Genomic DNA, 23,617 nt, shown 5'->3' with positions numbered 1-23,617 from the left:
TTCAGTCGAGCTGCAGATCAAACACCAGCAGGCCCTCGCGGCCACCTTCGAGCGCCGCGACGAGGCGAGCTCCGGCGGCCTTGTGCGCCGGGTCGACCAGATAGCGGTCACGGGCGGCGGCGTCGGCCAGATCCATGATGAAGCCATCATTGAAGCCCTTGGCCATGCCCTCGGGCGAGATATTGGGCCCGAAATCGGCGCGCAACAGGCCATCGATCTGGCCGACCAGGGCGGCGAGACCGGCGTAGATATCGGCGCGCTCGGCCGCGCTGACATCAGTGCGGAACTTGACGAAGACGCAGTGGCGGATCATCCGGTGAACCTGTTGTTGCGCGGGAAGCCATTGGGGGGCTGGCGGCCGGCGGTTGCGCGGTCGGCAATCCAGGCGGTGAGCTCTTCCATCGGCTTGGTGAAGGTGCGACCCGAGCTATCGGTCCAGGTCAGGCCGTCGGCCGCATAGAAGGTCTTGATGTCGGAAACGCCGCCATCCTTGTAGCGCTGCAGCCGGACGCCCTTGCCGCGACCCATGGCCGCCAGCTGGCTGAGCGGGAACACCAGCAGCTTGCGGTTTTCGCCGATAATGGCCACCCGGTCGCCCTCGACGGGGACCAGCAGGCGCGCTTCGACGGGCGCCGCAACATTGAGGATCTGCTTGCCCTTGCGGGTATTGGCGATCATCTCGTCTTCGGAAACGATGAAGCCGTAACCGGTGGTTGAGGCAATGATGCGCTTCTGGCCGGCGCGATAGACGAAGATATCGACGATATCCTGGCCCTCCTCGATGTCGACGATGATGCGCACGGGCTCACCCTGCCCGCGGCCACCCGGCAGCTTGTCGCCGCCCAGGGTGTAGACCTTGCCGCCGGTGGTCAGCATCAGCAGCTTGTCGGTGGTCTCGCACTTGATCGCCTGTTTCAGCCGGTCGCCCGCCTTGAAGCCCCTCTCGTCGATATCGTCGGTATGCCCCTTGAGCGCGCGGATCCAGCCCTTTTCGGAGAGAATGACGGTGATCGGTTCGCGCTCGATAAAGGCTTCGGTGACCTCGGACAGATCGGCATTGGGCGCATCCTTCAGGATGGTACGGCGGGCGCCCAGCGCATGCGGGGTGGTGCCATCGGCCTCCAGCAGGGGATAGGCCTTCTTCAGCGCCTCGATTTCCTTGCTGATCGAGCTCCATTGCCGCTTTTCCGAGGCCAGCAGGGCTTCAAGCTGCCCCTGCTCCCGGGTCAGATTGTCATGTTCCTTGCGCAGCTCGATTTCCTCGAGCTTGCGCAGGGAGCGCAGCCGCATGTTGAGAATGGCTTCGGCCTGCACATCGCTGAGCTCGAAGGTGGCCATCAGCGATGCCTTGGCGTCATCCTCCTCACGGATGATGCGGATCACCTCATCGAGGTTGAGATAGGCAATGATGTAGCCGCCCAGCACCTCAAGCCGATGGGCAATCTGGGCCAGCCGGTGATTGGAGCGCCGGACCAGCACTTCCTTGCGATGCTCCAGCCAGGCCTTGAGCGCCTGGGGCAGACTCATCACCTTGGGGGCCGTGCCGCGATCAAGCACGTTCAGATTGAGCGGGAAGCGGGTTTCGAGATCGCTGACCTTGAACAGATGCTCCATCAGGATCACCGCATCGACGGTGCGGGCGCGCGGCTCAAGAACCAGCCGGATATCGTCCGAGCTTTCGTCGCGTACGTCCTTGAGCAAGGGCAGCTTTTTGGCCAGCAGCAGTTCGGCGATCTTTTCGACCAGCCGCGATTTCTGGATGCCATAGGGAATTTCGGTGACGACGATCAGGTAGGAGCCACGCCCGGTTTCCTCGATTTCCCACTTGGCCCGCAGGCGGAACGAGCCGCGGCCGGTGGCGTAGGAATGGGCGATGGAGGATGCCGATTCCACCAAAATGCCACCGGTGGGGAAATCGGGGCCCTTCACATATTGAGTCAGGTCCTGGGCCGAAGCCTCTGGATTGACGTTGATAAGATGGAGCGCGGCCTCGCACAATTCATAGACATTGTGCGGCGGCACCGAGGTCGCCATGCCCACGGCGATGCCGGTGGAGCCATTGGCCAGGAGGTTGGGAAAATTGGAGGGCAGGACGACGGGCTCTTCGTCTTCGCCGTCATAGGTCGCCTTGAAATCGATGGCGTCTTCGGTGATGCCCTCGAGCAGGCGCATCGCCACATCGGTCATGCGGCTTTCGGTGTAGCGCATGGCCGCAGCGTTATCGCCGTCGATATTGCCGAAATTGCCCTGTCCATCGACCAGCGGGTAGCGCAGCGCGAAATCCTGGGCCAGGCGGACCAGGGCGTCATAGATCGACTGGTCGCCATGGGGATGGAACTTACCGATCACGTCGCCGACGATACGGGCTGACTTCTTGTAGCCCTGGCCCGGATCGAGCTTGAGCAGGCGCATGGCGTGGATGATGCGGCGGTGCACCGGCTTGAGGCCATCGCGCGCATCGGGCAACGCCCGCTGGGTGATGGTGGACAGGGCGTAGGAGAGGTACCGCTCCTCAAGCGCCTGCTTGAGGTCGACGACGCGCTGGTCGTCGGCAGGTGGCAGGGTATCGGTGTCGGCCATTGGCAAGCATTCCAGCAGAACGAATCAGGAAATCACTATAGCGGCTGGCGACGGCTTGTGGGCGCAGACGCCCGGTTTTGCACGGGTTTGGGCGTGCCAAAACGCCGCCTGAATGCGGTTTTCATGGATAGGCGGACCCCGAAGCGGCAATCGCCCCTGGTAAATTTAAAAAATGAGACGGAAGCCGCCTCGGGGCGCCGGTTTTTGGAACTGTTCGGCGGCACGGAGATCGCTCGCCCCCGCACGGCCGTCTCGGAACCTGTGGAAGAGGCAAAACCTCCACCCGGCCCACCCCACCACTGTTCGCCTGCAGGCCGCCGCGTGGGGTGATGGGTGCATTGTGCCATAGCCAGAACAGAGGGGGATAAGCGGAACAGAACAATGCCAGGCCTGAACAACCTTGGGACCTCAGGGGGCACCACAATGGCCCGGCAGATCAGTGCTCCTGCGTCAGCGCCGCGACCAGGGCGTCGCGGGTGGCCGAAAGGGCGAGCTCACGCGGGCCGAAGACGCGGCTTTGCAGGAAGTGGCTGGTGAGATGGAGCGCATCGGCAATGTCGTGCGGGCTGGCATTGCCGCGGGTGGTGAGGAAGCTGGGCAGCGGCAGCAGGCGATCGAGATAGGGCGCCGCCGCGGCGCGCGAGACCGCCCTTCCCGATTTGGGCGAGACGTGGGTCAGGTCGTCGGTCGTGCCGGTCACCGCACATTGGCTGAGATCGAGGCCGAAGCCGAGGTCGTCTAGCACGGCCAGTTCGAACTGGACCAAGGCGACGCCATCGGGCGGGCTGTCGATCAGGCGCAGGGCCATGCCGAGCAGGCGATCATGCGGGTCGCGCTCGGGCAGCAGGCGCAGATGTTCGCAGACCAGCTGGCTGAGATAGAGGCGCGGGCGATCAATGATCAGTTCGGCGGCCCGGGCCTGCAACAATTCGACGATGAACTGGCCGAGCTGATCCTCGAGGCGAGCGCGCCAGGTGAGCTGGACGGTATTGCCCGGCTGCAGCACCGGGGCCAGGCGCGTGGAACGGCCACCGCGCACCAGGCCCAGGCAACGCCCCCGCCCGGCCACCATGGCCTCGGCAATGACGCTGCTCTCGCCGTGGCGGCGCACGCCGATCAGCAGGGCTTCACCGGTCCATTCCATGTCACTGAGCCCACCCTTCTCCCCTTGAGGGAGAAGGTGGCCGAAGGCCGGATGAGGGGTCTCTTACTTCGGCTAGGGCATGGGCACGCGCAGTACCCCTCACCCGGTTTTCCGCTGGACACGGAAAACCACCCTCTCCCTCAAGGGGAGAGGGGAAGAGGTGGCTCTCAGTCCTTCCCATGCGGGTATTCCAGCCCCATTTCGCGGTAGCGCTCGGGGTCGTCGCCCCACTTTTCGCGGACCTTGACGAACAGGAACAGATGGATGGGCACATCGTACATTTCCATCAGTTCCTTGCGGGCTTCCTGGCCGATGGCCTTGATGGTCTGGCCGCCGGCGCCCAGCACGATCTTCTTGTGGCTGTCGCGCGTGACATAGACCACCTGGTCGATCTTGTAGGAGCCGTTGGGCTGGATCTTGAAGCTCTCGGTTTCCACCGTGCAATTGTAGGGAATTTCGTCATGCACGCGCAGAAACAGCTTCTCGCGGGTGATTTCGGCTGCCGTGATGGCCATGGTCAGATCGGTGAGGTGATCCTCGGGGAAATGCCAGGGACCGGGCGGGATGTGCTTGATGCACCAATCCATCAGATCGGCCACGCCGTAGCCCTTGAGCGCCGAGATCATGAAGGTGGCCTCAAAGCGCAGCTTCTCATTGAGCGTCTGCGACAGGGCGAGCAGCGCCTCGTTCTTGATGGTGTCGATCTTGTTCAGGATCAGGATCTTGGGGTGCTTGAGCTGGGCCAGGCCTTCGAGCATGGGCTCGATGTCGGGGGTGATGCCGCGCTCGGCATCAATGATGAAGCCGACGATATCGGCATCGCCGGCCCCGCCCCAGGCACTCTGCACCATGGCGCGGTCGAGCCGGCGCTTGGGAGCAAAAATGCCCGGCGTGTCGATGAAGATCAGCTGGGCCTTGTCCTGGGTGACGACACCGCGCACCTGGCTGCGGGTGGTCTGCGCCTTGTGGGTGACGATGGACACCTTGGTGCCAACCAGGGAATTGAGCAAAGTCGACTTGCCGGCATTGGGCGCGCCAACCAGCGCGATGAAGCCGCAAGAGGTGTCGGTGAGTTCGGTGGGTGTGTTCATGGGGCTTCCTTCCATACCTTGTGGTGCATCAGGAACAGTTCTGCGGCCTTGTGTTCGGCGATCCTCTTGGAGGGGCCGGTAGCGCTCAACTGTTCGAAATCGCCCAGGGCAATGGCAATGGTGAATTCGGGGGCATGATCAGGGCCGGTGCGGGCCACCTGAACATAGGTGGGGGGTTCGAGGCCGCGGGCCTGGGCCCATTCCTGCAAGGTGGTCTTGGCGTCGGCCTTGTTGGCCTGGCCGTCGGCGAGAAACTCTTCAAACATCCGCTCGACGAATTCATAGGCCTTGCCCATGCCGCCGTCGCAGTAAATCGCGCCAATGATGGATTCGGTGACGTCGCCGAGAATGGCTTCCTTTTCGGCGCCGCCGGTGCGCGCTTCGCTTTCACCCAGATTGAGTTCGCCGCCCAGGCCAAGCGTGCGGGCGATGATGGCGCAAGTTTCCTTGCGCACCAGGGTGTTGAGGGTGCGGCTGAGTTCGCCCTCATTGGCCTTGGGGTAGCGGCGATACAGCATGTCGGCCACCACCAGGCCGAGCACGCGATCGCCGAGGAATTCGAGGCGCTGATAGGAGCGCTCGATACGCCGGGCGGGCGAGACCGCACTGGAATGGGTCAGCGCGCGATCCAGCAGGTCCGGATCGGCGAAGCGATAGCCCAGCCGAAACTGCAGCTTGTCGTGATTGCGCGCTTTGGGACTCATCTATCGATGGGCTGGAACATGCGATCCCAGCGCACATTGGCTGGCCACTGCCAGATCTGCCAGGGCGGAATATTGTCGGTGATGGAGAAGAAGCGCGCTTCGGCCTTGGCGATCAGATTGATGGCGGGGACATAGCCAACCTGGCTGAGCACGCGGCTATCGGCGGAGCGGTCGCGGTTGTCGCCCATCATGAAATAGTGGCCGGCGGGCACGACATAGACCGGGGTGTTGTCGAGCGGGCCGTTGTCGGAGATTTCCTGAATGGTGTGGGTGGTGCCTTCGGGGAAGGTTTCGCGATAGACCGTGACCGGCACGGTCTGGCCATTGCTGTCGGTATCCTGGGCCGTGCCGATCTCTTCGCGCTCGACCATGACGTCGTTGATGTAGAGGCGCCCATCCCTGACCTGGATGCTGTCGCCGGGCAGGCCAACGACGCGCTTGATATATTCCATGTTCTGCGGCACCGGGCGGAACACGGCAATGTCGCCCCGATTGGGGTCACGGCCCAGAATGCGGCTGGCGATCGGCAGCTCGAAGTCCAGCGCGGTGAAATTGCCGTAACGGCCGAGCGAGAAGGAGTGCTTGCCGTAGCCCCAGACGAATTTATTGGCGACGAAATAGTCGCCGATCATCAGCGTCTGCTGCATGGAGGCCGTGGGGATCGAGAAGGGCTGATAGAGGAACGAACGCAGCACGATGGCAATCAGCAGTGCCTCAACCACGACAACGAAGGTTTCAACCCATTCATTGGTCGCGGACTTGCCGGCGGGCTTATCGACAGGCTGGCTCATGGAATTCCCCGGTTTGCTGACGCGGCAGCGTTATTCCGTTGCGGTAGCCGGGTCAATCGGCAGCGCCTCGATGATGACGAAAGCCTGGGCCAACCCGGCATCGTCGGTGATGGTCAGGTGTATGTGGGGCCAATGGCCTGGCGGAACAAGGCGATCCAGTGCTTTGGCGGCGCCATTGCTCAACAGCATGGTCGGTTTGCCCGACGGCAGGTTGACCACGCCCATGTCGCGCCAATAGACGCCGAAACTAAGGCCGGTGCCCAGCGCCTTGGAACAGGCTTCCTTGGCGGCGAAGCGCTTGGCATAGGAGGCAGCTCGCTGGGCGCGGCGATCGGATTTGCGCTGCTCGATCTCGGTAAAGCAGCGCTGGGTGAAGCGCTCGCCATAGCGGTCCAGCACCGCGGCAACGCGGTGGATTTCGATCAGGTCCGAGCCGAGGCCGATGATCATGGCAATGCTCCGCGTGCGGGGAGGCACCCCCACCTGGCCTCCCCCTGAGAGGGGGTGGGGGTGTCCGGGCAAGAACTCACTTCACACCCTGGATGCCGCGACTGCCCGGCTTGACGGGCGGGATGGCGGCCAGTTCGGGCGGCAATTGGTCGGCGGGATAGGCCGGCACCTTGAACTCGATCAGGCTAACCAGCGGCACGCCGACATCGGCTTCCCCGGCGGAGCGGTCGATCAGGCAGGCGGCGGCAATCACATTGGCGCCGATGGCCTGCAGGGCGGCGACGCATTCGCGAATGGACAGGCCGGTGGAGACAATGTCTTCGACGACGATGACCTGGTCACCCGGCGCGATTTCAAAGCCGCGGCGCAGTTCGAACTGCCCATCGACGCGTTCAGTGTAAAGCGCCGGCACGCCCAGCTGGCGGGCGGTTTCATAGCCCGGGATGATGCCGCCAATGGCTGGCGACACCACCTTGGTCACCGCGCCAAAACCGTCGGCGTGGATCTTTTCGGCCAGCGCCTTGCAGAGCTTTTCGGTCTCGGCGGGGTATTGGAACACCCTGGCCTTTTGCAGGAACAGTGGCGAGCGCAGGCCCGAGGACAGGATGAAATGTCCCTCGAGCAAGGCGCCACAGGCGCGGAAAATGGCCAGCACGTCATCTTTCGTCATCAATAAACCTCTTGTCGACCTGGCCGTCCCATTCGAGCGTGGAAATCATCGACGCTTCGCGGATACCGGCGCGCTGCACGGCACTCAGGCCGGGGCTGCGCTTCAGCGTTGCCAGAACATCGGTCAGTTGCGCAAGGTCGCGCACCTCGATTTCGAAGATCATCTGGTGAAAGTCGGGCGAAATCATCCGCATCACCAGATTGTTGATATTGGCGTCACAGGCAGCGATGGCGGCAGAAATCTGGGCGAGCGAGCCGGGCTTGTTGACCGATTCCATCGACACCACCACGGCATAGGCACGATCCTCCCGCCCCGCCAGGTTCCAGCGCACGTCAAGCCAGGCGACGTCGCTGTCATGCAGGTTGATCAGCGCATCGGAATGGATGGGATAGATCTCGAGCGGCTTGTCGGGCTGGAGAATACCCACCAGCCGGTCACCGGGGACGACGCCCTCATTGGAGACCAGGACGCCCATCTGGAAATCGAGCTGGGCCAGCGCCGCCTTGGCATTGGGCCCTGAGCGCTGGCCACCCGGCACGCGGAAGCGGAACAGATCGGTGGAGCGCAGCGCGAACCAGCCATCGGCAGTGTCGGCCACCGGCAGGTCGAGCTTGCGGCGGCGCTTGCGCAGGCCCTTGATGGCGGCCAGTTCGGTGGCCAGCGGTTCGGAACCGACCTTGCCCTCACCCACGGCGATCAGCAGGTCACGGCGGTTGGCCATGCCCAGCGCCTCGGCCAGGCTCGCGGCCTCGGTATCGTCGAGCATGACGCCTTCGCGCTCCAGCATCATGTTGAGAATATGCTCACCCAGGGAGAAGGCCCGCTGGGTGGCGGCCTGCCGCACGGCGCGCCGGATGGCGGCGCGGGCCTTGCCGGTGGCGGCAATGCCCAGCCAGTTCATCGGCGGCATGTGGTTCTGGTCGCGGATGATCTCGACTTCGTCGCCACTGCGCAACTGGGTCACCAGCGGCAGAATGGCACCGTTGATCTTGGCGCCCACCGTGGTGTCACCAATATCGGTGTGCAGCGCATAGGCAAAGTCGATCGGCGTGGCGCCGCGCGGCAGGGCAATCAGCCGCCCGCGGGGGGTGAAGCAGAACACCTGATCCTGAAACAGCTCAAGCTTGGTGTATTCGAGGAAATCCTCGGTGGAGCTGCCCGCAGTCAGGTGGGCGATAGTCGAGCGCAGCGAGCCATAGGCCTGGGATTCGTTTTCGATGCGGCTGAGATCGGCCGAGGCACCATCCTTGTAGAGGGCATGCGCGGCGATGCCGAATTCGGCCACCCGGTCCATTTCCTCGGTGCGGATCTGCAGTTCCGCCCGCTGGCGACCGGGGCCGACAATGGTGGTGTGGATGGACTGGTAGTCATTGTGCTTGGGGACCGAGATATAGTCCTTGAACCGGCCCGGCACCACTTTCCACTTGGTGTGGACCACGCCAAGGGTATGGTAGCACTCGTCAATCGAGCCGACGATCACCCGGAAACCGATAATGTCGGAGAGCTGTTCAAGGGCAATTGATTTGCGTTCGATCTTGTTGAAGATCGAGAAGGGCGACTTCACCCGCGCCTTGACCCGCGCGTGGATGCCTTCGGCCAGCAGGCGATCGCTCAGTTCGGCAGAAATGGTGGCAATGGTCTCGCTATAGGCGGCCTGCATCTCATCGAGCCGGGTGACAATGGCCTGATAATGCTCGGGCTGCAGGATCCTGAAGGAAATGTCCTCCAGCTCGCTGCGCATGTCCTGCATACCCATGCGGCCCGCCAGGGGCGCGTAGATATCCATGGTTTCCTGGGCGATGCGCGTCCGTTTTTCGGGCGGCATGTATTGCAGGGTGCGCATATTGTGCAGGCGGTCGGCGAGCTTGACCAGCAGCACCCGCACATCCTGGCTGATCGCTAGCAGCAATTTGCGCAGGTTTTCCGCCTGGGCTTCTTCGCGCGAGACCAGATTGAGACGCTCGATCTTGGTCAGGCCATCAACGATGGCACCAATTTCGGCCCCGAACAGGTGATCGATCTCGGCCCGGGTGGCGTCGGTGTCCTCAATGGTGTCGTGCAGCAGGCCGACGACGATGGAGGCATCATCGAGCTTGAGCTCGGTGAGAATGGCCGCAACTTCGAGCGGATGGTTGAAATAGGGGTCGCCGGAAGCGCGCTTCTGCGAGCCATGCTTTTGCATGGCGTACACATAGGCCTTGTTCAACAACTGCTCGTCGACGTTCGGGTTATAGGCCTGAACGCGTTCAACAAGCTCGTACTGGCGCATCATGAAATCGGGTGCTCGCTAGGAGGGTTGAACTTAGCGCGTTGAAAGCAAATGGGAAAGGTGGGAGCGGCGAAGTATGTGCGGGGGGCGGCACCAGCCCACTGCCCTGCCCCGGTAACGAAACACCCCCGGCTGGCGGCCGAGGGTGTTGAAAATATCGTGCCTGCTGGTCACCTGGGCCATTCGAGCGTCGCTCGCATGGCCCAGTGATCTCAAATCGCGCCACTGGCGCGATTTGCCCTTACGGGACGATGTCTAGTCGTCGCGACGCTCTGGGGGCGCCAGGCTTTCGATGCCACGCAGCAGTTCATCTTCGCTCATGGTGTCGAAGCTCATCGAATCGTCGTCGCCAGCGCTTTCGATCTGTGGCGCAGCGTGGCTCTCAGGCTCATCGACTTCGACATATTTCTGCAGCGAATGGATCAGATCTTCACGAAGATCTTCAGCCGAGATCGTGCCGTCGCCGATTTCGCGCAGCGCCACCACGGGGTTCTTGTCATTGTCGCGCGGGACGGTGATCTGGGCACCCGACGAAATCATGCGCGCACGATGCGCAGCCATCAGAACGAGATCAAAGCGGTTCTCGATCTTTTCAATGCAGTCTTCAACGGTGACGCGGGCCACGGACGTCTCCAAAATTTATGGAATAGGCGCCTCCCATACACGAGCAAGTGCCTGGGCACAAGGATAGCCTGCCGCCCCACCGCCAAACGGTCACAATTGTGCATTTTATCTTGTCAGAGGCTGGAATATCTGGCATCAGCACCACCTTAATGCTCCGGTGGAATTTAAGCAGATCCTCCTTGGCGCAAGAGATCCGGCTTGTGGGGATCCTGATTGAGAGCTTCAAAATGACCATCGACGCACGCGAGAAAATCGTCCTGTTCATCGATGGCGCCAATTTATACGCGACATCGAAGGCGATCGGGATCGACATCGACTATCGACGGCTGCTCGCCGAATTCAAGGCCAAGGCCTATCTGTTGCGCGCCAACTACTACACCGCGCTGGTGGAAGATCAGGAATATTCCTCAATTCGCCCCTTGATCGACTGGCTGGACTATAACGGCTTTACCGTGATTACCAAGCCGGCCAGGGAATTCACCGACGTTACCGGTCGGCGCAAGATCAAGGGCAATATGGATATCGAGCTGTGCGTCGACGCGCTCGAACTGGCTCCCCATTATGATCACATGGTGCTGTTTTCCGGCGACGGCGATTTCACCGCACTGGTGGCGGCGCTGCAGCGCATGGGCAAGCGCGTCACCGTGGTATCGACGCTGACAACCTCAACCCCGATGATTTCGGATGATCTGCGGCGCCAGGCCGATTTCTTCATGGACGTTGCCGATCTGGCCAAGGCCGTTGGCCGTCCGCCGGCCACGCGGCCGGTTACACCGCCCATAGCTGAACAATAGCGCGACGCTTTCGGCCTTCGACAGGCCCGGAAATGTGGTGTTGGGGAACAGGGTAACCGCAGCAGACCAGGGTGGGCCCGTTGCGCCACGCGGTCGTGGCGGCGTCTGGCTGACTAGCCCCGCCCGCCCTCTTTCATGATGCGGGACTTGTCGCGGTTCCAGTCGCGATTGCGCTCGGTTTCGCGCTTGTCATAGTTCTTCTTGCCCTTGCCGACCCCGATCAGCAGCTTGGCGAAGCCCTGATCGTTGAAATACAGCTTGAGCGGCACGATGGTGTTGCCGGCGCGCGAGACTTCCTGATCGAGCTGGGCCAGCTGCTTGCGCGACACCAGCAGTTTGCGCGGGCGCTTCTCTTCGTGGTTGAAGCGGTTGGCCTGCAGGTATTCAGGGATATGGGCGTTGATCAGCCAGAGCTCGCCGCGTTCGGGCGACGCATAGGATTCGGTGATCTGGGCTTTGCCCATGCGCAGCGATTTCACCTCGGTGCCGGTCAGCACAATGCCGGCCTCCATGGTCTCGCCAATGGCGTAATCGTAGCGCGAACGGCGATTTTCAGCCACGAGACCGTGGCTGATCACACCGTTTTTGGATTTGTCGTTCTTTGGGGCCATGGGTGTTAGATAAGACCTGCATGGGCAATTGCAAAGTCCATGGCGTCCTGCGTCGGCTTGCTGATCGGCACCAGCGGCAGCCGCATCTCGTTGGCACAGAGGTTGAGCCGGCTGGCAATGTACTTTGCCGGCGCCGGATTGGGCTCCATGAACAGGTCCTTGTGCAGGTAGGCCAGCTTGTCGTTGATGGCGCGGGCGCCGACGAAATCGCCGGCCAACGACAATTCCTGCATTTGCGAGCAGAGACGCGGGGCAATATTGGCGGTGACCGAAATGCAGCCATGGCCGCCATGGGCGTTGAAGCCCAAGGCCGTGCTGTCATCGCCCGAAAGCAGGATGAAATCGGGCCCCAGCTTGTTGCGCTGCATGCTGGTGCGTTCCATGCTGCCGGTGGCATCCTTGACGCCGATAATATTGGCGTGGGCTTCGTGCAGGCGGGCAATGGTGTCGACGGTCAGATCGACAATGGTGCGCCCGGGCACGCTGTAGAGGATGACAGGAATGCCGACAGCGCTGGCAACCGCCGAGAAATGCTGGAACAGCCCTTCCTGGTTCGGCTTGTTGTAATAGGGCACGACGGACAGCACCGCATCGGCGCCGGTATCTTCGGCAAACCGGGCCAGCGACACGGCCTCGGCGGTGGCGTTGGACCCTGCCCCGGCAATGACCGGCACGCGCTTATTGGCCACCTCGACCGCAATCTCGACGACGCGGCGATGCTCTTCGTGGCTGACGGTGGGGCTTTCGCCGGTGGTGCCAACGGGCACCAGACCATGGCTGCCCTGCTCGATCTGCCATTCGACAAAGCTGGCGAAGGCTTTCTCATCGATGACCCCGTTGCGCATGGGAGTGATGAGCGCCGGTATCGATCCTCGCAGCATTTGTCGTAAATTCCTCAGTTGGGCGTGCCGCGGTCGTACCGCAGCCGATGGTTTGAACCGGCGATCCCGTCGGTTTTTTGATGGTGCACCATAGTTTTTATCAAATCACTCCACAACGCCTAGTTGTGCGGCGCAAACGCGCAAATTCGATCCTTGCCCGGCCGATTGCGGGTCCGGGCGCGATAAGGGTCGGCGGCCATGCGGCTGATGGCAATTGAATGGGACTGATCCTGTGCTACCACTGCGTGGTGTCCCAGCAAGAGTGCCCGTTTCATGCCCCGTCCGAGAACCGTGCCCAGCGACCACGCGGCCTTTGCCGATCTGTCCGTGCGCCATGTGACGCTGGAAGCAGGCGTGCGCGCGGCAGTGCATGTGGCCGCCACCTTGTCGCGCCAGCGCCTGCCGGTGGTCTGCATTCCCGGCTATCAGCGCAATATGAGCGACTTCACCGCCTTTGCCGCCCATTTCCGCCGGCTCGATGAGGGCGCGTGGCCGCTCGTGCTGCTCGATCTGCCGGGCCGTGGCCGGGCCGATAATCGCCGGCGTCTGGAGGATTACAACTCGCTGACCGACGCGCGCGATCTGGCCGCCATCCTGGCGGCGCTGGGCATTGAACGCGCCGTGCTGCTGGGTCAGGGCCATGGCGGGCAAGTGGCAATGGCTTTCGCCGCCGCCCATCCGCTGCTGGTGGCCGGCACGGTGCTGCTCGATGCCGGGCCGGTGACGGACCCGCGCGGCCTGGTCCGGCTGCGCCACAATTTCGAGCATATCGAGGCGCTGCGCGGCGCCAAGGCGGTGAGCACGGGGTTCCGCCGGATTCTGGGCGGTGACTATCCGGGCCTGCCCGAGCCGCAACTGGACGCACTGATCGGGCGCAGCCATTACCTCGACAAGCGCGGCCGGGCCCTGCCCCTCTACGATCCGCGCCTGTTGGCCGCGCTGGCCGAGATCAATTTTGACGACGTGCTGGTGGCGCAATGGCCACTGTTTGACGCCCTTACCTGCGCGCCCCTGATGCTGCTGCGGACGCAGCTGACCGACCAGTTGCGCCGCGAAACATTCGAGGAAATGGCGCGTCGCCGCCCCGATGCCACGGCGCTGACGATTGCCGGCCAGGGCTCACCGGCGCTGTTTGACCAGCATGAAGAGATTGAAGCAGTGGCAGATTTCGTCACGAGCATCGGCAGGCGCCTGCTGGGGCGCGCCGCCTAGACAATTCCGGCACCGCCAAAAATGACGCCGATTGTGCTGAAAACGGTCTAGGCGCGGAGCTCGACGGCGCTGGCGCGTTCGCGGGCCTGCGCCACCCAGCGCTCGCGGGCGATCCGCCCCTTGAGCGCCAGCTTCTTGTCGATCCAGTCGATATTGGCTTTGGACCAGGCCGCGATCTGGTCGAAATGATAGATGCCCAACTCGTTCAGCGATGTCTCAATTTTGGGGCCGATCCCCTTGATCTGCTTGAGATTGTCGGCGCCGCCGGCGCGAGGCGTGGGCATTGATGCCGGCTTGGGGGGCGCAGATTTGGCGGCGGCGGGTCTGGGTTTTGGCGCGGGCTTGCCGGCAGGTGCGGCGACCCGTGGCGGGGCTGGCTCGTCGGCAACTGACGCGGCCAGCCGCGCCGCCGGCGTCATGGTGCGGCGCGAGCGCAAGGGCGCATCGGCGCCCGCCGCTGCTTGGGGCGCGGCGACAGCGGTGACCTGGCGGGTGCCGCGACCAGCGTACAGAATGCGCCGGGCCGCATAGCCAAGGACGCAGCCGAGCAGATAGGCCGCCAGCATCATCAGGGCCGTTTCAGCGATATGGGCCAGATTGGTCATGGCTGGATGATCACGCTTTGGGTGGGCTGAAGCTGCGCCAGCCGACGGCCAGCCCGATCAGCGCCACGACCAGCAGATAGGGCCAGTAATAGCCCAGCAGAAACTGCAGTGAATCCCAGCTCATCGGCTCTCCCCCCGGCGTTACGACTCAAAAATGCCTATCGCTCACCGTCACTACAATGCGCCGATTCTGCGCCTTGCCGGCACTGGTTGCATTATCAGCAATCGGATTGGCCTCGCCATAGCCCACGGCGTAGAGCCGCTGCGGATTGATGCCGCGCTCGACCAGGGCATTGACCACCGCTTCGGCCCGGGCAACCGACAGGCCGAGATTGAGCCTGGCATCACCATCCGCATCGGTGTGGCCTTCGACATGGATCACCGCGTCGGGGCACGCCGCCAACAGGATTGCCAGTTCATCAAGTGCGGTCGCCGAACCCGCCGCAATCAGCGCGGCGCCGGACTGGAACAGAATGGCGTTCCGTCCGGTAAAATCGGAGATGGGACCGGCGCAGGCGGCGATATCGACCTTGGCCGCGGCGGGTTCATCTGCCTGGGGCGCAGGCGCGGGGGCCGCCACAGCGGCCGGCGGCAGATCGACGGCGAAGGACCACTCAGCCGCCGGGTCAGCCGCAATGAGCGCCAGAACCGCATCGCGATCATTGGCATCGTCTGCCGTGCCGGTCAGGCGCCAGGCGCCATCGGCAAAGTCGAGTTGCCCCGCGCGCAAGCGGGCCAGCGCCCGCAACCCCAGAGCCGCACTGTCCTTGAACTGCTCGGGCGCACCGTCGGCAATGCTGACCGCCGCAGTATCGGCAGCGGTGATGGCGAGCAGGTCGCGCAAGGCGGCATCGCTGGGCACCTGCCCACTCAGGATCACGGCGCCATCCTCGGCACGGTCAGCCGAAAACGCATAGGTCGCATCGATTGCGGGCGGTTCGGGCGCTTCAGGCGCCTCGGCCACTGGCGCGGGCGCGACAGGTGCGGCGGGCGCAGACGCTGGACCTGCCGGGTCACTCTCGGCGGTGGGGACTGCCGGCGCGGCGGGCTCCGGAGCGGGAGGTGGCGGTGCGTCCTCTGCGACCGGCACGGCGGGGACGGGGTCGGCGGCGGCGGGAACTGCCGGCTCGCTCGACGCCATGGGCGCCTCCGGCGCTGTGGGCGTCACGGCGGCAATGGCCATCGACCACCCGGCAGCGGCCAGCTTGCGGGACACGAAATCGGCCTCGATCGCCGCCTTGTCGATGGCCGAGCCGGCCGACCCGGTGACGGTCCAGCCGCTGCCGTCAAACCTGACTTCGCCCTGCTCGAGCCAGGCCAGCAAGGCCAGGCCGGTTTCGGCGGAGGCCATAAAATTGCGCGGTTCACCCGAGGCATAGGCCAGGGTCGCGCTGGAGGACGAACCAGCGGCCGACAGTAGCGCCGACCGGATCTCCGGGCTGGGCACCATGCCCGACAGCGTCAAATCGCCCGATGGGGCCTTGATCGCCGACCACTGATAGGGCGAAGCCGCTGGCGGGGCAATTTCGGCGCGGGCCAGCACCAGGCCCTGCGGCGCATCCTCGGCCAAAACGGTCAGCAGACGCAAATAATCTTCGCTCGACTGCGCGACGCCGCTGAGCGTCATCACGTTCTGACGCAAGGCAAAACGCCCTTCGCTCATCTGCTGCAGCGCGGCCAGACCGAAATCCATTGCCGACTGGTAGCGTTCGGGCGCGCCGCGCCCCAGTTTCAGCCATGCCGTGTCGGCGCCGGGATGCTGCGTCAGGTCATCGCGCGTCGCGGCATCGGGCGCATAGCCATCAAACACCAGCGTGCCGCCAGGCTGCAGCGTGGCACTGACCCAATAGTCGGCAATGCGGGGCGGCTCGAGCGTTACAATCGAGCCGGCCGGCGCCAGATTGTCGGTCACGGCCTGCGCGATCTCTTCGGTCGGTGGCGCACCGGTCAGCGTGCTTTGCCCGTCTATGATGCTGGCCGTACCGTATTCAAGGGTTGAGAGCTGCTCGATAAGCAGCTGCGATATATCAACAAAATCTTCCGGCTCACCCGAGCCTAGTGCAAGACCGGTGGCGACGGAAAGTCCACCTGTTGCCGCCATGCGGTAGCGCTCGGCGAGGGTTTCGTCGGGCACATAGCCGGATATCTCGATGCGTTTGCCGTCCGAGCTGGCGCTCCATTGATAGGGCGACACCAGCGCCGGAGTGATATCGACAGCGCCCAGGGTTACCCCGGCCGGCGCCCCTGCCCGCAGCACAATCAGCAGATCGCGAAAATCGCGGGCCGATTTGGCGCGGCCGCTGATATCGAGTGTCAGATCGGACAGCGTGCTTTGCCCCTGGTCGAAAAAACGCAGCTGATCGATGGCGAACTGGGCACCAGCAATCCAGGCCCGGCGTTCCGGCATGCCGGAACGCAATTCAAGCGCGCCCTGCTCCAGATCGGCGCGGGCCAGCAGCATTTGCCGAGTGGTCTGGTCGGGAACGCCGCCGGTGAGCGCAATTTCTCCATCGGCGAGGCGCGCTTCCAGGCGATAGGGCGCGGCCATGGGGGCCAGCGTCACATTGGTATCGACGCTGCGCAGGCCAGCAATACGCGCAAGGCGCTCGCGGGCGGCTTCGATATTGCGCTGATCGGTGGTGGTGCCGGACAGCGTCAGATCGCGCATGGAAAAGGACAACTCGGCCCAGTCAAAGCCGGCGCGCTGCATGGCGGCAGTGGTTTGCGTGGCTACATCGCGGGCGATATCGGGGGCGCTCATGGCCAGAGTGAGCGTTGTTCCGGCCAGGATTGTGACAAGCCCCGGCGCCACCCATTTGAGGAGGTCCCTAATCATTCCCGCTCCGATGAACTGGCCGCATTTGCTGCAAAGCTAGTGCATTTCGGCGCCGGAGGGAACGAAAATTGGGAGCGTAAACCATTGTTTTCAAAGGATTTTTGGAAACGGGGCCGACGAGTAATGCGCGAACGGTCGGCAGTGCACAGAATCAGCAAGCCGGACGGATCAGCGCGGGCGCCAGGCTGGTCCAGACAGCAGAAAGGCCCGGCGTGAGCCGGGCCTTTCCGTATTGTGGGTCGAACCAGAGATTACTGGAAGGACTTGGCTGCCTTGAAGGTAACCTTGTAAGCGCCGTTCTGCTGAACCTTGGCGCCGAGCGAGGAGGTGAAACCACCGCCTGGAGCCCAAGCCAGTTCGGCCGAACCGTACACGTCGGAGAAGGAACCCGCGACTGGAACCACCGGAGCAACGTTCTCGCCGTGGCCATAGACACCAACTTCACCGGTGATCTTGATGGTCTCGGTCACAGCAGCAACGAGCTGCGCAGCGACCTGGTAGCCATCGCCAACACCAGGGGTACCGTCGTTGAAGTAACGGCCGCCGAGGTTAATTTCCACGCCGTCAGTTACCTTGGCGCCGATCGAGGCGCCGAAGCCGTAGTCGGTGTCGAGAGCGCCGCCGCCGATGGCAGTGCCGCCAGCGAATTCACCCGAGAGAGCGACCTTGAACATGTCAAAGTTGCCTTCGCCCGAAACCAGGCCATTCCAGTACGACCAGTTGCCGGCTGGATTGTAGCCGCCGCCAGCTGCCAGAGCTGCGCGCAGCTTGAAGGCATCGAAGGTGCCGGTGATGCCAGCGTGAACGCCATAGACGTCACCAGTGTTCTGCTGGCCGTCAAGCAGGCCGCCCATGGAGCCGCTGATGTGTGCAGTGATGCCGTCGCCAGCATATTCCAACACGCCGATCAGGCTGCCAGCGTTGGCATCGGTTTCATTGAGGGCTTCAAGACCAATCTTGCCGACCACGCCGTTGCCGAACGAGGATTCGAGCTGGATGACATGGCCACCCTTGAATACTGGACCTTCCCAAACGCCCTTGTCGGCGTCGTCGGACATGAACAGGCCAGTGAAGTTGAACGGCTCGTCGTCGCCTTCGTTGAAGATCGAACCCTTCTTACCAGCGCTGAGGACAGTGCTGTCGCCGATCTGAACGTAAGCATCCTGTGCGCGCAGTGCGTGCTCATCGCCATTGACAGCGACAACACCGTTGCGAACGCGCTTGTAGTCACGCTGGCGCAGGTTGATCACCACGCGAGCAGGACCGAAGTCGCTCGAAGCAGTTCCAACGAACTTCAGGTAGGTTTCGACCTTCGAGTCCCAATCGCCATTGGCGGCAGGAACGTCGATGTTGCGAACGCCATCAGCGTTCTTTTTCGAACCAAGGTTACCAACCCCGGGAGCAGCTGGAGTATTGCCGGACACGAAGGTGTTGGCGATGTTGCGGCTGGCGCTGAACTTGCCAGCTTCGAACGTGTAGGCAACGCTACCCGAGATCTGCAGGCAGTTGGTGTCGGACGAGATCGTCAGGCCGGACAGGCCCAGGTCGTCGCAAACGTCCAGCGAGGTGAGGACGCCGAGATCGGCAGCAAAGCCAGCGGTCGAGAGACCGACAGCAGCGACAGAACCGAGGATAAGGCTCTTGAGTTTCATAGGTTGACCTCCAAAGTCAGTCATTCTTGGTGCCGGTTATCCGGCAGTTTGTCGAAACGCGACCACACTATTCGTGGTGCAGTGTGTTGCCGTCGCGTTGCGACCGACAAACGATCCCATGCATGGATTCGCAAGACCCACTCTACGCATGGTGAATGCCGACGCAATCACACAAAGGCCGTTTTGCAGCTCTGCACCGTGGTTGGGATGCGGATGTTGCAGATTCAGCACACACCTGGAAACCATTTGTTAACCGAACTGAATCAAGCGTTAAATTCCGCAGTTTTCCGGGACTTTTGCCGGCTGGCACTGGCATGAATGGCAGATTGCGGGCGGCAAGCACGGGAAATGGCCGCGCCCTGGTGTGGCGGCAATATGGCGAAATCAGCGGCTGGCGCGGCGCGGCGCCACATTTGGAGGCAGTATGACAGAGACCAGAAAAGTCGCGGTAATTACCGGCGGTGGCTCGGGGATTGGCAAGGCGGCGGCGCTGGGATTCGCCGCGCAAGGCTATGACGTGGCGATTTGCGGGCGGCGCCGGGAAGCACTGGAAGCGGTGCGCGTGGCGACCGGGGGCCATGCCGGCGTCTGCGATGTCGGCGATCCGGCCGCGGTGGCCGATTTCTTCGCCACGGTGCGCGACACCTATGGCCGCGTTGACGTGGTGTTCAACAATGCCGGACGGTTTGCGCCCGCCACGTCGTTTGGCGATCTGGACGTGCAGGTCTGGCAGGACATGATCAATACCAATCTCAACGGCGCCTTCTATGTGGCGCGCGAGGCGTTCCGCATAATGCGGGACCAGAGCCCGCAGGGCGGGCGCATTATCAACAATGGTTCGATTTCGGCGCATACCCCGCGCCCCGAGGCGGCGTCCTACACCACTTCCAAGCATGCCATTACCGGCCTGACCAAATCGATCTCGCTGGATGGGCGCGCGTTCTCGATTGCCTGCGGCCAGCTCGATATCGGCAATGCGGCCACCGACATGACCAGCCAGATGAATACCGGATCGCTGCAGGCCAATGGCACGACGATGCCCGAACCGACCTTTGACGTGCAGCATGTGGTCGATGCCCTGCTCTATATGGCAGGGCTGCCGCTGAGCGCCAATGTGCAGTTCATGACAGTGATGGCGACTAATATGCCCTATATCGGACGCGGATAGCCATTCGAGCGTAGCTCTCAAGGCCTTCTCTCCTCAAATCGCTCCACCGGAGCGATTTGCCCTGCGGAACGGGTCGAAGTGTGCAGTTCATGACAGTGATGGCGACCAATATGCCCTATATCGGACGCGGATAGACCTGGGCGCCACCGATCCAGGTGGCGCGAACGGCGTGATCGTCACCCAGGTGAACGAAGCTGGCCACGGCGCCAGGCGCCAGATGCCCGTGGCTGTCGTCAATGCCCAGCGCCTGGGCCGGATAGAGCGAAGCCATGCGGATCGCCTCCTCAATGGGCAGGCCAATGGTGCTGTGCATGAAGATGACGGCATCGATCATGTCCAGATCGGCCCCGGCCAGCGTGCCATCGGCCAGACGCAGAGCACCAGCTGAGCGGGTAATGGTGCGGCCATTAAGGGTCAGCTCCTTGAGGTCGGTGCCGGTCTGGGACATGGCATCGGTGACGAGGAAGAGCCGGCCCGGGCCGATTTTGGCCTGCAGGGCGATCTGGATGGCGGCGGGGTGGACATGGATGCCGTCGGCAATCAGTCCGGCATGAATAGATGGGTTGTGCAGGGTCGCGCCAACCATGCCGGGGGCGCGGTTGCCCAACTGGCTCATGGCATTGAACAGATGGGTGGTCATACCGGCGCCAGCGGCGAAGGCCGCGGACGCCATTTCAAAACTGGCGTCAGAATGGCCCAGGCTGACGACAATGCCCGCCTCGCGCAGGGCGGCGATCTGCGCCGGGGTTACGGCTTCGGGGGCCACCGTCACCAGCAGATTGGGCAGGATATCGCGGGCCGCGCGCAGCCGCGCCAGATCGCTGTCATCCATGGGCCGGAGCAAGGCCGGGTCGTGCGTGCCCTTGCGGGCCAGCGCCAGATGGGGGCCTTCGAGGTGCAGGCCGATGAAACCGGGAACCGCATGGGCCACCGCAGCCTGACCGGCGGCGATGGCGGCCATATTGACCGCCACCGTATCGCTGATCAGGGTCGGCAGCAGGGCCGTGGTGCCGAACCGGGCATGCGCGGCGCAGATGGTGCGGATGCCGGCCAGCGATGGCTCGTTGTTGAACAATACGCCGCCGCCGCCATTGACCTGCAGATCGACAAAGCCGGGCACCAGGCTGCCGCCATCGAGGCGGACCATTGCCGCATGGGCCGGCACGGCGCTGGCCGGCACAATGGCCGACACCATGCCGAATTCGAGCAGCAGCGCGGCATCGTCATGCCAATCGTGTCCGTCAAAGATGCGCGCGCCGGCAATGGCGAGGAGATCGCTCATAGCGTTTCAGTGACCTTTTTGAGCGCAACGGGCAGATCGGGATTAAAGCCCCGATGGCGCGACAGCGCTTCAACAAACCCATAGAAGGAGACAATCAGCGCCAGCGGGTCGGTGATCGGGTGGCCGGTCGCCGCGAAGGGCAGCCGGTTGGCCGGTCCGGCCTGATCGCTGGTGAGGAAGGCCAGGGCGCCCTGTCCGGCCAGCTTGTGCGTCATCGCGGCGACGGAGCCTTCTGCTGCATCGCGCGCCGCCAGACCCAGCACGGCATAGCCCGGGGTGACGATGGCGACGGGGCCATGCATCACTTCGGCGGCGCTATAGGATTCGGCCTGGATATTGCAGGTTTCCTTGAATTTCAGCGCCGCTTCATTGGCAATGGCCAGGCCGGGACCGCGACCGAGCACATAGAGCGCGTTGTGGCCATCAAGGGCCGCGAGCATCGCCGACCAGTCGCAGGCAACGGCGCGAGACAACGCCTCGGGCAGATCGCTGACGGCGGCGGTCAGCGCATGGTCGCCGCTCCAGCGGGCAATCAGGGCCAGGCCGGCCACCACCGAGGTGACAAAGGTCTTGGTCGCGGCAACGCTCTGCTCGACCCCGGCATGCACATCGATGGTGAAATCTGACGCGGCGGCCAGAGGCGAGCCGGCGGTATTGGTAATGGCAATGGAAATGGCGCCCGAGCGGCGCGCCGACTCGGCCATGCCGACAATGTCGGGCGACTTGCCCGATTGCGAAACCGCGATCGTGGCGCTGTTGGCCAGCTTGAGATCTTTGCCATAGATCGAGGCAATCGATGGCCCGATCGAGGCCACCGGCAGGCCCAGCGTCAGTTCAATGGCATATTTGAGATAGGCGCAGGCGTGATCGGACGAGCCGCGCGCCACGGTGGCCACCAGGCCCGGATCGCGGGCGCGCAGCACGGCGGCAGTGGCGTCCAGCACGGGGCCACTGCGATCAAGGAAATTAGCGACAAGAGCGGGGATTTCCTCGATTTCGCGGCGCATATGGGTCGGTTCAGACAGATTCAAGGCGTTTTGCCTCCAATGGTGGGCGCTTCGCCGATGCGGAGCTCGGCAACAAAGTCATAGGTATCGCCCCGATAGATGGAGCGGGTGAATTCGATGACCCGCCCGGAGGCGAGATAGGAGGTTCGCTCGATATTGAGACCGGCCGAGCCGACCGGCACTTCGAGAAGGAGGGCATCCTCCTCAGCCAGATTGGCGGCGCGGATGCGCTGAATTGCCCGGGTCGGGCGGTTGCCGGTCTTGTCGAGATGGGTATAGAGCGAATCGCCAATGGCCTCTGGATCGGGCAGCGTGCGCGCCGACAGGCTGGCGCGTTCGATGGCCAGCGGCGTATCCCCAGTCAGGCGCAGGCGGGCGATGCGGGCGACCAGGTCGTCAGATGACAGGCCAAGAATGACGGTCTCTTCGGGCGACGGCGCGTAAAGGCCGCGATCGAGCCATTCGGCGTGCACCGCCATGCCACGGCGCGCCATGTCTTCGGTAAAGGAGGTCAGCTGGGACAGCGATTGTTCAACGCGCTGGGTCAAGGGCGCGACGAAGGTGCCCGACCCATGGCGCTGCACCAGCACGCCCTCCTTGACCAGATGCAGCACGGCCTTGCGCACGGTCACCCGGGACACGTCCACCCTGGTTGCCAGATCGCGTTCGGAGGGGAGCGCGTCGCCGGGATTGATGGCACCGCGATGGATGGCGTCTTCGATCCAGCGCTTGAGCTGCAAATAGAGCGGGCCGCCGGCGGGCAGTTGCACCGGGCCGTCGGCAAAGAAGCTGTTCGACAAATCCGTCACTTATCCCCTCGCCCCTTGACGCCTGGCACTGTGCGGCCAAGCCCTGTTTAGCGTCTGGCTCGCCGGGTGCCAGCCCCTTCATCGTATAATACCAATAAAATACCATTTTCCAACTGACAATCCACAGCCGGGGCGAATTCGCCGGTCGCACCTGAACATATTGGGGTTTCCACGGCAGGGGTGGGGCTTTCGGACTGAATGGCGATGGTTTGGTGGACAAGTGGTATTTTTTTGGCATTATCGCTGGCGACGGGGAGAACGCCATGACCACACCGCAGACCGAAATGAGCCATGCCAGTGCCCCGGGCTTTGATACCCGCGCTGACAGCGAGGCGCTGGCGATTCTGGCAGCGGCACAGGTCGAGGCGGCCCGGGCCGTTCAGGGCGCGGCCAGCGAAATCGCGGCGGCAGCGCGGCTGGCGGCGGCCAGTCTGGCG

Annotated in this window: 21 protein-coding genes; 3 read left to right on the top strand and 18 right to left on the bottom strand. The window is 63.3% G+C overall.

Going from position 1 to position 23,617, the window contains the following annotated elements; genetic code table 11:
• Position 1: 1 nt before the first annotated feature.
• The 10 genes from ABFY71_RS11540 to rpoZ all read right to left on the bottom strand — a co-directional run bounded on the left by ABFY71_RS11540 (position 2) and on the right by rpoZ (position 10,323).
• A complete protein-coding gene (locus ABFY71_RS11540) occupies positions 2-313 on the bottom strand; it encodes a Dabb family protein (protein ID WP_347946133.1) in 312 nt (103 codons plus the stop codon).
• Positions 310-2,580 carry a DNA topoisomerase IV subunit A gene (parC, locus tag ABFY71_RS11535; protein WP_347946132.1) on the bottom strand — a complete coding sequence of 757 codons (2,271 nt, stop codon included), beginning with the start codon at positions 2,578-2,580 and terminating at the stop codon, positions 310-312. Before parC ends, ABFY71_RS11540 begins: the two co-directional genes overlap by 4 nt.
• Positions 2,581-3,016: 436 nt before the next feature.
• Complete coding sequence (gene recO, locus ABFY71_RS11530) at positions 3,017-3,724, bottom strand: DNA repair protein RecO (protein ID WP_347946131.1); 708 nt, start codon at positions 3,722-3,724, stop codon at positions 3,017-3,019.
• A 167-nt stretch (positions 3,725-3,891) separates the two neighbouring features.
• The gene (era, locus tag ABFY71_RS11525) at positions 3,892-4,815 is read right to left on the bottom strand and encodes a GTPase Era (RefSeq protein ID WP_347946130.1); all 924 of its coding nucleotides are present in this window, start codon (positions 4,813-4,815) and stop codon (positions 3,892-3,894) included.
• Positions 4,812-5,519 (bottom strand): ribonuclease III, encoded by a 708-nt coding sequence (gene rnc / locus ABFY71_RS11520; RefSeq protein ID WP_305580466.1) that lies wholly within the window; start codon positions 5,517-5,519, stop codon positions 4,812-4,814. Before rnc ends, era begins: the two co-directional genes overlap by 4 nt.
• The gene (gene lepB / locus ABFY71_RS11515; RefSeq protein ID WP_347946129.1) at positions 5,516-6,310 is read right to left on the bottom strand and encodes a signal peptidase I; all 795 of its coding nucleotides are present in this window, start codon (positions 6,308-6,310) and stop codon (positions 5,516-5,518) included. Before lepB ends, rnc begins: the two co-directional genes overlap by 4 nt.
• Before the next feature lie 30 nt (positions 6,311-6,340).
• A complete protein-coding gene (gene acpS / locus ABFY71_RS11510; protein ID WP_305580470.1) occupies positions 6,341-6,760 on the bottom strand; it encodes a holo-ACP synthase in 420 nt (139 codons plus the stop codon).
• Positions 6,761-6,836: 76 nt separating this feature from the next.
• Entirely contained in the window at positions 6,837-7,430 is a 594-nt protein-coding gene (gene pyrE, locus ABFY71_RS11505) for an orotate phosphoribosyltransferase (protein ID WP_305580472.1), read from the bottom strand.
• On the bottom strand, positions 7,417-9,702 hold the full coding sequence (locus ABFY71_RS11500) for a RelA/SpoT family protein (protein WP_347946127.1): 2,286 nt from the start codon (positions 9,700-9,702) through the stop codon (positions 7,417-7,419). Before ABFY71_RS11500 ends, pyrE begins: the two co-directional genes overlap by 14 nt.
• A 252-nt stretch (positions 9,703-9,954) precedes the next feature.
• Positions 9,955-10,323, bottom strand: a complete 369-nt coding sequence (rpoZ, locus tag ABFY71_RS11495; protein ID WP_305582582.1) for a DNA-directed RNA polymerase subunit omega — start codon at positions 10,321-10,323, stop codon at positions 9,955-9,957.
• Positions 10,324-10,550: 227 nt separating this feature from the next.
• On the opposite strand from rpoZ, the gene ABFY71_RS11490 reads away from it, so the two are divergent.
• A complete protein-coding gene (locus tag ABFY71_RS11490) occupies positions 10,551-11,117 on the top strand; it encodes a LabA-like NYN domain-containing protein (protein WP_347946126.1) in 567 nt (188 codons plus the stop codon).
• Between the two features lie 113 nt (positions 11,118-11,230).
• Here ABFY71_RS11490 and smpB read toward each other — a convergent pair whose 3' ends face one another.
• Both smpB and dapA read right to left on the bottom strand, forming a co-directional pair.
• Positions 11,231-11,728, bottom strand: a complete 498-nt coding sequence (gene smpB / locus ABFY71_RS11485; protein ID WP_305582586.1) for an SsrA-binding protein SmpB — start codon at positions 11,726-11,728, stop codon at positions 11,231-11,233.
• Positions 11,729-11,733: 5 nt separating this feature from the next.
• A complete protein-coding gene (gene dapA, locus ABFY71_RS11480; RefSeq protein ID WP_305582588.1) occupies positions 11,734-12,609 on the bottom strand; it encodes a 4-hydroxy-tetrahydrodipicolinate synthase in 876 nt (291 codons plus the stop codon).
• Positions 12,610-12,882: 273 nt separating this feature from the next.
• Here dapA and ABFY71_RS11475 point away from each other — a divergent pair, with 273 nt between their 5' ends.
• Positions 12,883-13,821: an alpha/beta hydrolase gene (locus ABFY71_RS11475; protein WP_347946125.1), complete on the top strand. Its 939-nt coding sequence runs from the start codon at positions 12,883-12,885 to the stop codon at positions 13,819-13,821.
• A gap of 47 nt (positions 13,822-13,868) precedes the next feature.
• On the opposite strand, the gene ABFY71_RS11470 is transcribed toward ABFY71_RS11475, so the two are convergent.
• From ABFY71_RS11470 to ABFY71_RS11460, 3 genes are all read right to left on the bottom strand, one after another.
• Entirely contained in the window at positions 13,869-14,426 is a 558-nt protein-coding gene (locus ABFY71_RS11470; RefSeq protein WP_347946124.1) for a hypothetical protein, read from the bottom strand.
• Between the two features lie 148 nt (positions 14,427-14,574).
• The gene (locus ABFY71_RS11465) at positions 14,575-17,262 is read right to left on the bottom strand and encodes an OmpA family protein (protein WP_347946123.1); all 2,688 of its coding nucleotides are present in this window, start codon (positions 17,260-17,262) and stop codon (positions 14,575-14,577) included.
• Positions 17,263-17,513: 251 nt separating this feature from the next.
• A complete protein-coding gene (locus ABFY71_RS11460; protein ID WP_347946121.1) occupies positions 17,514-18,914 on the bottom strand; it encodes a hypothetical protein in 1,401 nt (466 codons plus the stop codon).
• Between the two features lie 424 nt (positions 18,915-19,338).
• Between ABFY71_RS11460 and ABFY71_RS11455 the strand changes: the two genes are divergently transcribed.
• Positions 19,339-20,082 carry an SDR family oxidoreductase gene (locus ABFY71_RS11455; protein WP_347946120.1) on the top strand — a complete coding sequence of 248 codons (744 nt, stop codon included), beginning with the start codon at positions 19,339-19,341 and terminating at the stop codon, positions 20,080-20,082.
• Positions 20,083-20,197: 115 nt separating this feature from the next.
• Here ABFY71_RS11455 and nagA read toward each other — a convergent pair whose 3' ends face one another.
• From nagA to ABFY71_RS11440, 3 genes are read right to left on the bottom strand one after another with little or no spacing between them, the layout of a single operon-like run.
• Positions 20,198-21,364, bottom strand: coding sequence for an N-acetylglucosamine-6-phosphate deacetylase (gene nagA, locus ABFY71_RS11450; RefSeq protein ID WP_347946119.1), 1,167 nt, complete (start codon positions 21,362-21,364; stop codon positions 20,198-20,200).
• A complete protein-coding gene (locus ABFY71_RS11445) occupies positions 21,361-22,371 on the bottom strand; it encodes an SIS domain-containing protein (protein WP_347946307.1) in 1,011 nt (336 codons plus the stop codon). Before ABFY71_RS11445 ends, nagA begins: the two co-directional genes overlap by 4 nt.
• 20 nt (positions 22,372-22,391) lie before the next feature.
• Positions 22,392-23,180 (bottom strand): GntR family transcriptional regulator, encoded by a 789-nt coding sequence (locus tag ABFY71_RS11440; protein ID WP_347946118.1) that lies wholly within the window; start codon positions 23,178-23,180, stop codon positions 22,392-22,394.
• Between the last annotated feature and the right edge of the window lie 437 nt (positions 23,181-23,617).

The sequence above is a fragment of the Devosia alba genome (assembly GCF_039938915.1).
In the GTDB taxonomy this organism is placed as follows: Bacteria; Pseudomonadota; Alphaproteobacteria; order Rhizobiales; family Devosiaceae; genus Devosia; species Devosia alba.
The sequence above is the reverse complement of the archived record's forward strand: the minus strand, read 5'-3'. Positions and strand labels throughout refer to the sequence as shown.